This window comes from Paenibacillus sp. J31R122 (assembly GCF_056269185.1).
In genome coordinates this window covers 50,565-63,604 of record NZ_JBWDNM010000011.1, presented here as the reverse complement: position 1 = coordinate 63,604, position 13,040 = coordinate 50,565, and the positions used below count along the sequence as shown (strand labels likewise).

General features: G+C 40.8%; 13 protein-coding genes. All 13 read left to right on the top strand.

The window, feature by feature from the left end; translation table 11 throughout:
- Nucleotides 1-8: 8 nt before the first annotated feature.
- The 13 genes from AC0YN7_RS18560 (at nt 9) to AC0YN7_RS18500 (ending at nt 12,997) form a co-directional block, all read left to right on the top strand.
- The gene (locus tag AC0YN7_RS18560) at nt 9-1,088 is read left to right on the top strand and encodes a Gfo/Idh/MocA family protein (RefSeq protein WP_475811506.1); all 1,080 of its coding nucleotides are present in this window, start codon (nt 9-11) and stop codon (nt 1,086-1,088) included.
- Between the two features lie 228 nt (nt 1,089-1,316).
- Nucleotides 1,317-1,727, top strand: a complete 411-nt coding sequence (locus tag AC0YN7_RS18555; protein WP_475811505.1) for a helix-turn-helix domain-containing protein — start codon at nt 1,317-1,319, stop codon at nt 1,725-1,727.
- Nucleotides 1,728-1,829: 102 nt separating this feature from the next.
- Complete coding sequence (locus AC0YN7_RS18550; RefSeq protein WP_475811504.1) at nt 1,830-2,561, top strand: YveK family protein; 732 nt, start codon at nt 1,830-1,832, stop codon at nt 2,559-2,561.
- Complete coding sequence (locus tag AC0YN7_RS18545; protein WP_475811503.1) at nt 2,551-3,216, top strand: CpsD/CapB family tyrosine-protein kinase; 666 nt, start codon at nt 2,551-2,553, stop codon at nt 3,214-3,216. The genes AC0YN7_RS18550 and AC0YN7_RS18545 overlap by 11 nt, the downstream gene beginning before the upstream one ends.
- A 311-nt stretch (nt 3,217-3,527) precedes the next feature.
- On the top strand, nt 3,528-5,354 hold the full coding sequence (locus tag AC0YN7_RS18540) for a polysaccharide biosynthesis protein (protein ID WP_475811502.1): 1,827 nt from the start codon (nt 3,528-3,530) through the stop codon (nt 5,352-5,354).
- 25 nt (nt 5,355-5,379) lie between these two features.
- On the top strand, nt 5,380-6,261 hold the full coding sequence (gene galU, locus AC0YN7_RS18535; RefSeq protein WP_475811501.1) for a UTP--glucose-1-phosphate uridylyltransferase GalU: 882 nt from the start codon (nt 5,380-5,382) through the stop codon (nt 6,259-6,261).
- A 21-nt stretch (nt 6,262-6,282) separates the two neighbouring features.
- Nucleotides 6,283-7,449, top strand: coding sequence for a glycosyltransferase family 4 protein (locus tag AC0YN7_RS18530; protein ID WP_475811500.1), 1,167 nt, complete (start codon nt 6,283-6,285; stop codon nt 7,447-7,449).
- Nucleotides 7,412-8,599, top strand: coding sequence for a glycosyltransferase (locus tag AC0YN7_RS18525; RefSeq protein ID WP_475811499.1), 1,188 nt, complete (start codon nt 7,412-7,414; stop codon nt 8,597-8,599). Before AC0YN7_RS18530 ends, AC0YN7_RS18525 begins: the two co-directional genes overlap by 38 nt.
- Nucleotides 8,490-9,605 carry a glycosyltransferase family 1 protein gene (locus AC0YN7_RS18520; protein WP_475811498.1) on the top strand — a complete coding sequence of 372 codons (1,116 nt, stop codon included), beginning with the start codon at nt 8,490-8,492 and terminating at the stop codon, nt 9,603-9,605. The genes AC0YN7_RS18525 and AC0YN7_RS18520 overlap by 110 nt, the downstream gene beginning before the upstream one ends.
- 18 nt (nt 9,606-9,623) lie before the next feature.
- A complete protein-coding gene (locus tag AC0YN7_RS18515; RefSeq protein ID WP_475811497.1) occupies nt 9,624-10,532 on the top strand; it encodes a glycosyltransferase family 2 protein in 909 nt (302 codons plus the stop codon).
- On the top strand, nt 10,529-11,602 hold the full coding sequence (locus AC0YN7_RS18510; protein ID WP_475811496.1) for an EpsG family protein: 1,074 nt from the start codon (nt 10,529-10,531) through the stop codon (nt 11,600-11,602). Before AC0YN7_RS18515 ends, AC0YN7_RS18510 begins: the two co-directional genes overlap by 4 nt.
- A 13-nt stretch (nt 11,603-11,615) precedes the next feature.
- Nucleotides 11,616-12,356 (top strand): glycosyltransferase family 32 protein, encoded by a 741-nt coding sequence (locus AC0YN7_RS18505; protein WP_475811495.1) that lies wholly within the window; start codon nt 11,616-11,618, stop codon nt 12,354-12,356.
- A gap of 35 nt (nt 12,357-12,391) precedes the next feature.
- On the top strand, nt 12,392-12,997 hold the full coding sequence (locus tag AC0YN7_RS18500; protein ID WP_475811668.1) for a sugar transferase: 606 nt from the start codon (nt 12,392-12,394) through the stop codon (nt 12,995-12,997).
- The last annotated feature ends 43 nt before the right edge of the window (nt 12,998-13,040 follow it).

Below are 13,040 nucleotides of genomic sequence, written 5' to 3'. Positions count from 1 at the left end.
CACAACAAATGGCTCAACAAGCATTGAAGGTCGGAATTATCGGGCAAGGCCGAAGCGGGCGTGACATTCATGGCAACCTACTAGCTCAAATATCCGAATATTATATTATCGCCGCGATTGCTGACTCAATTCCCGAGCGCCGGGAACTTGCTATAAAGGAGTATGGCTGCAAGGCTTATGCTACGTGGGAGGAGATGGTTGAACAGGAGGCGCTCGATCTTGTCATTAACGCATCCCCAAGCCATCAACATTTTTCTATTTCAATGGATTTGCTGAATCGTGGATTTCATGTACTTTGTGAGAAGCCGCTTGCCAAAACAGCGGAAGAAGTAGATCAATTGATTGAAGCCTCTGAGAGTTCAGGCAAAATATTGGCGGTATTCCAGCAATCTCGTTATCAGCCAGCGTTTGTTCAGATTCGCAAAGTAATTGAGTCCGGTGTGCTTGGACGAATTGTTCAAGTTAATTTCACTCTTAACGGCTTTGCTCGGCGCTGGGATTGGCAGACGCTGCAAAGCAATAACGGCGGCAACTTGATGAATACGGGTCCACATCCTATAGATCAAGCGCTGCAGTTATTTGGAACAGATGCAACGCCTGAAATTACATGTATTATGGATCGCGCCAATACATTCGGTGATGCGGAAGATTATGTGAAGCTGATCATGAAAGGACAAGGGCGCCCGACGATAGACCTTGAAATCTCTTCCTGCTGCGTTTATGGCCGTGAGCAATTCAATATCCAAGGCACGAATGGCGGAATCCACGGTACTGGTGAGAAATTGGAATGGAAATATTTCAAGCCAGAGGAAGCGCCTGAGCAGCAACTAATGAAAGAGCCGCTTTTTGATAAACAAGGATTGCCTGCCTATTGCAGTGAAACGTTAACCTGGCATCAAGACAACTGGGACCTATCAATTCCTGGTGGTAAATCATCGCTGAATCATATGACAGAGCAAGTATATTTGATGTTATATCGAACTATAAAAGAAGGTGCCGCTTTGGAAATTACACCTCAGCAGGTACGTCAGCAAATGCTGGTCATGGAAGAGTGCCGCCGTCAAAACCCACATATTTATTCAGAATAAATTCTATTAAATAGATGATAAATAATAGTAATGAAGGATTGCTCCGAGCAGATGTGGGTCTGCAGGAGCAATCTTTTTGTTTCAGTTTATATAGAAAAGCAATTTAATAGTATTGACCTGTTCTTATTAAAGAACTAAAATAGGTATATCGTCTGTTATTACGTCTGTCGATAAGTATATACTGGTCTACTTTTAGGAAGGGATCTAAACTGGCCGAAGGAGAATATTATGATTGGAGAACGGATTAAATGTTTACGGGAACAAAAAGGCTATTCGATAACGAAGCTTGCTGATCTTGCAGGTGTTTCCAAGTCATACTTAAGCTATATCGAACGAAATGTACAGAATAACCCCTCTCTTCAAGTCATATCAAAAATCGCTGCACACTTAGATTCTAACATTGAATATTTGCTTGGTGAGGAACTGTTACCCAAGCCTCGAATGGATGAAATTATGGATGAGGAATGGCGATCCATAATAAATAATGCTGTAGAGGAAGGGATGAGTAAAGGGGATTTTCAAGTACTAAAAGATTTGGTTCGTTCGAACAAGTGGAGAGAAAACAAGCCAGAGGTAAACATCCGCAATAACAGTAAAAAGAAAACATCCAATATCATTATTCTTCATATTGATAATTAAGTAAGTGAATAGAAAAGTAAATTTTTATGTTGACACGTTCTTTATTAAGAACTACTATTGATATAGTGTTCACTATACGAAACGTAATGGGCAGGTGTATCAATGGAAGCAATACGTATTGAAGGCAAACAAGCTGTGAATAAGGAAAAAGAAATAAATCTTAAAGCACTCTATGTGGTGCTGCGGAAACGTTTGTGGATGATCGTACTCCTTACTTTTGTATTCACGGTACTTGGCGGTATGTATAATTCAAGGCCAGAAACACCTCTTTATACAGCTTCTACACGTATGATTATTGCCACAAGTCAGGAAATGATGACTACAGCCAGGACCCTTCTTCGAGAGCCAATCGTCTTGGATAAAGTTATTGAAGAGCTTGATTTAAGCCAATCCGCAAGCGGGCTAAGAAGTCAAATTAGAGTGGATAACATTGATGGATCACTTATAATGGTCATTTCAGTTGTGGATACGAATCCGGTGCGTGCGGCAGATATTGCTAATACAAGCTTCCAAATTTATAAGCAAGTAGCTGCCGAAACGCTGAATATCACGAGCATTAAACTGTTAACGGAAGCAGCCCCAAACCCGAACCCGATAAATGAAGAAACGAACACTTTGGTGTATGTAGCATTCCTGATGGGGCTTTTCTTGGGTGTAGCTTTAACTTTCTTATTGGATTCATTGGATGATTCGATAAGATCCGAACGTGAAATTGAGCAGATACTAGGCTTAACGGTATTAGGTCATGTATCGGCAATGAAGAAAAAGGATTTAGCGAAGCATTCCAAAAAACAGAAGAGTGTAATGGTTAGGGGTGAGGCAATTGGTTCGTGAACGGCAGAAGAAGGCTAAGCCATTCGTTAGAAGAAGCTTACTGACGTTTCTTAGTCCCTATAGTACCATTGCGGAGCAATACAGAACGATTCGAAACAATATACAATATGCAATTGAAGGAAAAAATATCCAATGCCTGCTTGTTACATCGCCTTCTGACGGTGAAGGCAAATCAACTACGATCGTTAATTTAGCAGCAAGTATGGCACAACGCGGGGATAAAGTATTGATTATTGATGCTAATCTTAGAGCTCCCTTGCTGCATAAGCAGTTTAATACCCAAATGTCTCCAGGCTTGTCGAATATACTGGCTAAGTTGCAGCATATCGAGGAAACCATTCAGCAGACTGAAATTGAAGGACTTGATATTTTACCAAGCGGTCAACGTCTGACACACTCTACAGAGCAGCTTGATTCTGTGGCCATGCTTGAGGTGTTGGATTATGCGAAGGGGCAATACGATATCGTGTTGGTAGATTGTCCATCCGTTCTTGATGTGCCGGATGCTAGTGCTTTAGCAAGCATATGCGACGGGGTTGTGCTGTTGGTTAAAAAAGGAAAAACTAAACTCGGCTTGGCTGAGGAAGCTAAACGCTCATTGGAGTTTGCCAAAGCGAATATTGTCGGTATCATTCTTAATCAGAAAAGCGGATAAGCCTAAAAGCGAGTCCTCTCTTTTTTTTGAGAAAATGTTCTTTATTGAGCACGAAAAATGTAATAAATTGACTTTATAGTTCGGTAATGTCTCCTAACCGTTATCAATGGAGGCACTCGACCATGCTGTGGGTTGGTTAAAACCTTAGACGTTAGTCGTCAAGGGTGTGGTGTGAGGACGGGTTAAATGCCCACGGCTCTGCATTAGAGTATTTAACTATACGGTTTTATTAAAAACCTTGCAGTTAAACACTCTAATAAGGTGTCTTGTTAATCAAACGTATTGTATTTTCTGGAAAGGGTGAAGTAGATTTGAATTTTCGACAACGGTTATCTCTATTAGTTTTTCTGGATTCTTTTATCGTGTTAACAGCTATTTTCTTTAGCAGGTTTCTGCTGAGCGCATCTCTTCATGTTGTAACGGTTCCGCTCATCATCAGCTCGCTTACTTTGCTGCTCAGTCATCATTTTTTCTCTTTATATTTCAAGCTATATAAGAAGGCCTGGGAATACGCGAGTATTGGGGAATTGCTAATCATTACAAAGGCAGTCACCTTCTCCATCATTACTGCTGCTATTATTCAGCAAATCGTTGTTCAAGATGTTTACTTCCGTCTTTTGGCCGTAACTTGGATGATTCACATGCTCCTAATTGGCGGTTCAAGGCTTTCCTGGCGAATATTCCGAGGCAGCTACAATAAGTATTCCGGCAAGCGGAAGCGTACATTAATCGTAGGAGCTGGATCAGCAGGGACAATGGTCGCCAGACAGCTCTTCAGTAATAGTGATACTGAGCTGATTCCTACCGCATTCATTGATGATGATGTCAAAAAACAGCATTTAGACATTATGGGCATTCCGGTAGTTGGCGGTGTCTCATCTATAGCAAAGGCTGCAATAAAGCTTGGCATTGATAACATCGTCATCGCTATTCCTTCACTTAATAAGAAACAGCTGAATACGATCTTTACCGAATGCGCCAAGACGACAGCGAAGACGCAAATCATTCCAATGCTGGAGGATTTGGCGACAGGGAAAATATCAGTCAGTCACTTTCGTGATGTTCAGGTAGAGGATTTACTCGGACGCGAGCCGGTCGAGCTCGACATCGAGAGCATATCAGGCTACGTCACGCAGAAGGTTGTTATGGTTACAGGCGCTGGCGGTTCAATTGGTTCTGAGGTATGCCGGCAAGTATCCAGGTTCCTTCCTGAAAAGTTAATATTACTCGGACACGGCGAGAACAGCATCTACTTGATTGAGATGGAGCTGAGGGAGCTATACGGGGATACGAAAATTGAATTTATTACCGAAATTGCTGATTTGCAGGACGCGAAAAAAATGATGTCAGTGATGCAGACGCATCGCCCTCATGTCGTTTATCATGCAGCGGCTCATAAGCATGTACCTCTCATGGAAAAAAATCCAGAAGAAGCTTTTAAAAATAATGTTCTCGGTACACTGAATGCGGCGAAGGCAGCCAGCATGAATCGTGTCGAGACTTTTGTCATGATCTCCACAGATAAAGCGGTCAACCCTACTAGTGTGATGGGCGCGACTAAACGTATTGCTGAAATGATCATTCAGCATATGGGGCGAGCGAGCCTGACAACAAAGTTTGTTGCGGTTCGTTTTGGCAATGTTCTTGGCAGCCGCGGCAGCGTCATCCCTCTATTCCAAAAGCAGATAGAGAAGGGCGGGCCAATTACCGTTACTCATCCGGAAATGGTTCGGTATTTCATGACGATTCCCGAAGCATCGAGACTGGTCATACAGGCTGGAGCGCTAGCTAAGGGCGGGGAAATATTTGTGCTTGATATGGGTGAACCAGTCAAAATAACCGAACTCGCTCAAAATGTCATTCGGATGTCAGGTTATACCGTAGAGGAGATTGGCATTCAATATACCGGAATTAGACCTGGGGAAAAGCTATTCGAGGAAATGCTTAAGGAAAACGAAATGGATGACCAGCAGGTGTACCCGAAAATATATATTGGTAAGTCTGTTGAAATCTTTTATGACGAAATCGAGCTTATGATCGCAGAATTCAACGGAATGAGCAAAGCAGAATTACGGGTCCGTTTGCTTGATATCGCCAATAACAAGATTATACCTAAATTTGTGTCTGTAACGGGCTAATAGAAAAAAGGAGCTGATAACCGCAATGCGAGTAAGAAAAGCGATTATACCTGCAGCAGGTCTCGGAACTAGATTCCTTCCTGCTACTAAAGCGATGCCTAAAGAAATGCTTCCGATCGTGGATAAGCCAACTATTCAATACATAGTGGAAGAAGCGATAGAGTCGGGGATCGAAGATATCATTATTGTTACCGGAAAAGGCAAACGAGCGATCGAGGATCATTTTGACAACTCGGTTGAACTAGAGCAAGTACTTACCGCGAAGCATAAATTTGAATTATTATCTGAAGTCCGCAAATCATCGGATATGGTCGACATTCATTATATTCGTCAGAAAGAGCCAAAAGGCTTAGGGCATGCTATTTGGTGCGCCAGAAAGTTTATTGGCGACGAGCCATTCGCTGTTCTGCTTGGCGATGATATCATCTCCGCTGAAAAGCCTTGTATGAAGCAAATGATTGAGAAATATGAACAATATCACACCTCAATTATTGGGGTACAGCGTGTTGCTGAAGAAGCAGTGTCCCGTTACGGAATTGTAGATGGTACGCTGATGGAGGATTCCTTTCACCGAGTCAGACATTTGGTAGAGAAGCCTAAACGTGAAGACGCCCCATCCAATATGGCGATTATGGGGCGCTATATCCTTAATCCGTCGATATTCGACATTTTGGGCAATCAGGTACCAGGGGCAGGAGGAGAAATTCAGCTGACGGATGCGATTGCGGCTTTAAATCTGTTTGAAGCGGTATATGCCTACGAGTTTGAAGGGGTGCGACATGATGTTGGCGAGAAGATGGGCTTTATTCAAACAACCATCGAGTTCGCTCTGCAGCGGGATGACTTGCGTTATGAGCTCATGTCCTACTTATCGAAAATTGTAGAGAGGGAAGCCGCTCATAAGTAAGGCTTTGATAGGATACTAAACATGCGGAGTAAAATATTGTTCTGCGCAACTGTCGATTATCATTTCAAGGCATTTCATCTGCCCGTGATGGAATGGTTTAAAGAGCAAGGATGGGAGGTTCATGTCGCCGCAAAGGGCGATATGGACCTTCCTTTCGTAGATCAGAAATTCAATTTGCCCATTCAACGATCACCTTTTCATAAGGAAAATGTGACTGCATACAAGGAAATTAAAGCGATTATTCAGCAGCAGAACTATAAGCTTATTCATTGTCACACACCGATGGGTGGTGTACTGGCAAGACTAGCTGCACGGGTAGCAAGAAAGCAGGGGACGAAGGTCATTTATACCGCGCATGGCTTTCACTTCTGCAAGGGAGCTTCGCTCCTTAATTGGATGCTGTATTATCCGATCGAGAAGAGCTTGTCTAGTATCACAGACTGTTTAATCACGATTAACGACGAGGATTATAAGCTTGCCACTAGCCGGAACTTTAAAGCGAAACAGATTACACATGTTCACGGGGTTGGCGTGGATACAACTCGCTACAAGCCGATTCCGCTCAATGATAAGTGGCTGCTTAGACAACAGTTCAATTACAAGCCAGATGATTTTCTAATGTTCTATGCAGCGGAATTTAACCAAAACAAAAACCAGAAGCTGCTTATTGGGGCGTTGGCATTGATAAAGGAAAAGGTGCCTAAAGCACGCCTCTTGCTCGCTGGAAAAGGACCGCTGCTAGAGTCATGCAGGGAGCTGGCTTCTTCACTCGGGGTATTGCCGATGGTAGAGTTTCTCGGTTATCGGAGCGATATTGACAGGCTGCTGCCTATCTGTGATATTGCTGTCGCATCAAGCCTTCGTGAAGGCTTGCCCGTTAACATTATGGAGGCAATGGCTTGCGGACTTCCGATCGTCGCAACGCGGAATAGAGGTCATTCGGAGCTCGTTCATGATGGGGGGAACGGTTATATCATAGAGCCAAGTGATGCTCAGGCATTTGCTTGGAGGATTGAGATGTACTATAAATTCCAAGAGCTTAGACAACAGATGGGTGCGGAAAGCATGGCGTCTGTTAGTTCTTATTCAATGGCGGTGGTAGGTCGAGAATTAGAAAAGATTTATAAGTCATTTATGTTGGAGGAGTCAGATGAATCCCAAAGTCAGTATCATCGTGCCTATATATAATATGGAACAGTATTTGGATAAATGTTTTAAGAGTCTGCTAACGCAAAGCCTATCGGATATTGAAATTATTGCCGTCAATGATGGCTCACAGGATCAAAGCTTATTGATCATTCAGAATTATGCCGAGCAAGATTCTAGAATCAAGATCATCAATAGGGAAAATGGCGGATTATCGGCTGCTAGAAACGATGGCTTGTTAGCAGCTAAAGGACAATACATAGGTTTCGTTGACCCGGATGATTGGGTACATGGGAGTATGTATGAGGAAATGTATCAGACGGCTACAGAAGAAGATGCAGATATTGTCATGTGTACCTATATTCGCGAATTTGAAACGCACTCGAAGGAAAAAGTATTTCCTCATCCTAACAAGCTTATTTATCGTTTCGAACAGGTTCAAGCCAATATGCTTAAAAGGATTATAGGACCTTTAAAAGAGGAGCTTGCAAACCCGGAGTATCTAGATGCTTGGGGAACGGTATGGAATAAGCTCTATCGCGCTAAACTATTGAAATACAATAATTTGAAATTTACGGATCATAAAATAATTGGCAGTATTGAAGACACTTTTTTTAATATTCCTGCATTTTATTATGCGAATTCATTTGTATTTATAAATCGCCCTTTCTATCACTACTGGCGTGCCAATGCCACTTCGATTACTTCGAAGTATAACCCGCATTTGGTGGAGAGATTTGGGAACTTATATCATCTCATTCAAACATTTATAACGGAAAAAGGACTATCTGATGATTATAAAAAGGCTTTAAATAACCGTATATGCATGAATGTGCTTGGTCTGGGACTAAATATTTCGAACTTGCGTAATACTGCTTCCACAAGAGAAAAGTTGCGATTAATAAAAAAGCTTTTGAACAATGAACGCATAACAATGTCTCTCAAACAATTTGAAATTCATTATTGTCCATTCGTTTGGAAGATGTTTTTTTTGTGTGCAAAAATGAAGTTTTCTCTCGCTATGCTTATCATGTTGGCAGCTATCAATTGGCTTAGAGAAACAAATTTGAGGAGGACAAACGTTGGAACCGGTTCGAATCTTGCAAGTAGTCACAGTGATGAATCGCGGCGGTCTAGAAACCATGATAATGAATTACTACAGACAAATGGATCGAAGCAAAATACAATTTGATTTTATCGTTCATCGTGCGGATGAGGGTCATTATGACCAAGAAATTATAGCATTAGGTGGGCATATTTATCGTATGCCTCAGATTAGACCAGGCAATTATCTGAGATATTTTAAACAATTAGACGATTTTTTTAAGAGGCATTTTTATTATAATGTGGTTCATTCTCATATAAACGAGAATAGCAGTTTCATTCTTAAGGCAGCAAAGAAGGCTGGTGTTCCATGCCGCATAATGCATAGCCATTTAAGCGATCTTGGGTTCGATATCAAGTTACCATTTCGTTTGTATGCAAGGCTTACCATAAGAAATAATCCTAATCGCTATTTTGCATGTTCGAAGAAAGCGGGTCAGTGGTTGTTCGGCAAGCAAATGAGCGAGTCGGGCAAGGTGATGGTTCTTAATAATGCGGTCAAAGTAAGTGACTTTTCATATGATCAAGTCATTCGTGATGAAATCAGACAAGAACTATCTGCTTGCGATCGTTTGGTAATTGGACATATTGGAAGATTTAATGAGCAAAAAAATCATAATTTTCTAATTGATGTATTTAAAGAATTGCATGATAAAAACAGCAATGCTTTACTTGTCCTTGTGGGAGAGGGACACTTAAGACCAGTGATCGAAAAAAAAGTGAGAAAGTTGGGTTTATCAAATAGTGTAAGGTTTCTAGGTGTTCGTACTGATATTTCTAAGCTATTACAAGGAATGGATCTATTTTTGTTTCCTTCCTTATTCGAAGGTCTGCCAGTAGTCATGATTGAAGCACAAGCCGCTGGATTGAAGTGTGTAATATCTGATCGAATCACTGCAGAAACAGATGTAACGGGCAGAATTCAATTTATTAGTTTAAAGGAATCTGCTGAATACTGGTCTCAAAGAATAATAAATACAACCTATGAACATGAGGATACTTCGGAGTCTTTACGAAGAAATGGTTACGATACGACCACAATGGTGGAGTGGCTTTCTCAATATTATATAGATCAAGTTTCCATAGCGGATTAGAGGTGAGGGGGAGAACGATTGAAACCGATGTTAACTGTATTTACTCCTTCATATAACAGAGCATATTCGCTGCACTTATGCTATGAAAGTCTACTACGCCAAGAGTGTAAAGATTTTATATGGCTAATTATTGATGATGGTTCAACGGACAATACAAAAGAGCTCGTTGCTGAATGGATACAGGAAGCACTAGTCAACATACGTTACCATTATCAAGAAAATAAAGGGATGCATGGCGCACATAACACAGCATACGAACTTATCGAAACAGAACTTAATATTTGTATAGATTCCGATGATTACTTGGCAGATAATGCTGTGGAAGTAATAACTGCATTTTGGAGGAAGGAAGGGGGCAGACATTACGCGGGAATCGTAGGCTTAGATGCAGCGCCTAACGGAGAAGTGATTGGAACGGTTATGCCTGGGAATTTGAAACAGTCTACTCTAACAAGCCTTTATGAGAGGCATAAGGTCAAGGGGGATAAGAAGCTTGTATATCGATCGGATCTTACGAAGCTGATTCCACCTTATCCAATATTTCTTGGTGAGAAGTACTGTCCACTTTCTTACAAATATATTCTTATTGATCAAGAGTACCCATTGCTGATCATGAACGAAGTGCTCTGTTTCGTAGAATATTTGCCTGATGGTTCAAGTATGAACATCATTAAGCAGTATAAAAAAAACCCTAGAGGATTCTCTTTCTTTAGAAAAGTTGCAATGACTTATTCGCCAACCAATAAAGGAAAGCTAAGGGAAGCAATACATTATGTATCAAGCAGCATAATGATTAAAAATTGGAGGTTTTTACTCGACTCGCCACGCAAATGGTTTACCCTTATAGCGATTCCATTTGGGATGATACTTTACTTCTATATTCAGAATACAAGTAGAGCTACTGTTATGAAGGGAACGGAAAGATGACAATGTTATGGCTTACATTGGTTGTCGTGTTCGTAATGTCTCTTATGGCCAGATATTTCTCTGCACCTGCTGCAGTAGGAACAGTATATATCCATCCGAACAAGATATTAGCGGCGGTAGCCGGGTTATCATTAGCGTTGGTATCTGGTCTACGTAACAATATTGGGGACACATTTTTCTATATGCACTCATATAAAGTAAACGATTTTAGTTGGCAAGCCGTTATCCAGGGAAAAGATTTAGGATTTAACATCTTACAAATGTTACTGAAGGAAATCTCTGATGATCCACAAATTTTAGTGTTTTCAACTGCTTTGGTAACCAATTTACTTATTGTCATTGTGCTGTATAAGTATGCACGATTGTATGAATTGACCTTATTTGTTTATATAACGTCTGGCGTATATATCGTTTCCATGAATGGAATTAGGCAATTTTTGGCAGCGTCCATTGTGTTCGCAGCTACTAAATCGCTAGTTGAAGGTAAATGGAAAACCTATATGTTGGTAGTCTTGTTTGTTTCGTTATTGCATCAAAGTGCACTGATCATGCTGCCGCTCTATTTTATTGTCCGAAGGAAAGCTTGGACAGGAATATCTTTTGTTTTTCTACTATTGGCTGTTCTAATTGTTATGGGTTTTAGTTATTTCTCAGATATGTTATTTGCTGCTTTGAAGGATACGCAATATAGCGAATATAAAAGTTTTAACGAAGGTGGAGCAAGTGTAATTCGGGTATTCGTATATGCAGTACCTCTTATCATAGCTTATTTTGGAAGAAATAAACTGAGAGAAATTTTTCCGGATAGCGATATTTTTGTAAACTTATCTATTCTGGGATTGGTCATAATGATAATTTCAACGCAAAATTGGATTTTTGCGAGGATGGGCATTTATTTCAGTTTGTATCAACTAGTTTTGATAGGGTGGCTCGTAAAATTATTTCGTCAGAAAGATCAGAAACTTGTCTATCTAGCAATACTATTCTTTTACTTCATTTATTTCTATTTCGAGAACGTAATTACATTGGATATCCGATATAGAAGTGATTACTTGAATTGGTTTACTTAAAGGAGGAAGTTAGGTGGACGAAACTGAGCAAATTCCACGCATCCTGCATTACTGTTGGTTTGGACGTGGTGAGAAACCGAAGAAGATCGTGAAGTGTATGAAAAGCTGGAAACAACATCTAGGCGAGTATCAGTTTGTTGAGTGGAATGAGGATAATTTTGATCTTTCTACTAACAGATATGTGAAAGAAGCATATGAAGCACGTAAGTATGCTTTCGTAAGCGATTACGTTCGACTATATGCGCTATATCATTGTGGTGGAGTCTATTTGGATACAGATGTAGAGGTTATTAAACCACTCAGTCCGTTTCTACTTCACGAAGCCTTCTCAGGCTTTGAGGATCAGACTTATCTTCAATCAGGAACGATGGGGGCAGCGGCAGGCCATTCATGGATAAAAGAGCTTTTGGAAAATTACGACAGCAGAAGCTTTCTGCATCCAGATGGGACTTATGATATGACGACTAATACAGCAGTCATAACAGAGCTTTGTAATAAGCATGGCTTAATACTAAACGGGGAGTATCAAGTGCTTAGTAATGGTGTTACCTTTTATCCGAGAAGTTACTTTAGTCCATATGATTATATTAATGGCGGCAACTACATAACAAACGAAAGTCACACAATTCACCACTTCGCGCAAAGCTGGCTCCCTGCTCATGTGCGTATCAGAGGAGAGATTAAAAGAGTTGTAAGCCGATTGGTAGGGCCTAAAATGATTTCAAAAATGAGAGAAAAGCTATCTTCAAACTAAATATAAACAGATTGAAATTTAGGAGTCGAATGATGATAAAACGAATGTTTGATCTCATTATTTCATTTTTTCTTCTGCTTGTGCTATCACCAGTTATATGCGCAACAGCAATATTGGTGCGAATTAAATTAGGAACGCCGATTGTATTCAAACAGCAGCGTCCTGGACTGCACGGGTTGCCCTTTTATGTATACAAATTTCGAACGATGACGGATGAGAAAGACAGCTCCGGTCAATTGTTATCGGATCACTTCCGATTAACCGCTTTTGGAAGTTTTTTACGTAGATTCAGTCTTGATGAGCTGCTACAGCTAATTAATGTCATTAAAGGCGAGCTTAGCTTAGTTGGACCTAGGCCGCTTTTGATGGAATATTTACCACTTTACACTAAAGAACAAGCGATGCGGCACCAAGTCAGACCCGGGATAACAGGATGGGCTCAGATTAATGGACGAAACGCAATTTCGTGGGAGGATCGGTTTAAATTGGATGTATGGTATGTACAGAATCAAAGCCTATGGCTTGATTCTAAAATATTAATTCTTACCATTAAGAAGGTCATACGCTCTGAAGGAATATCGAATTCTAATCACGTCACGATGCCGTTGTTTAAGGGAACGACAGGTAATTATGAAGGATAGGGCCATATCTCAAGCAAATGATTTGCATGGGGTGTGGCTTATT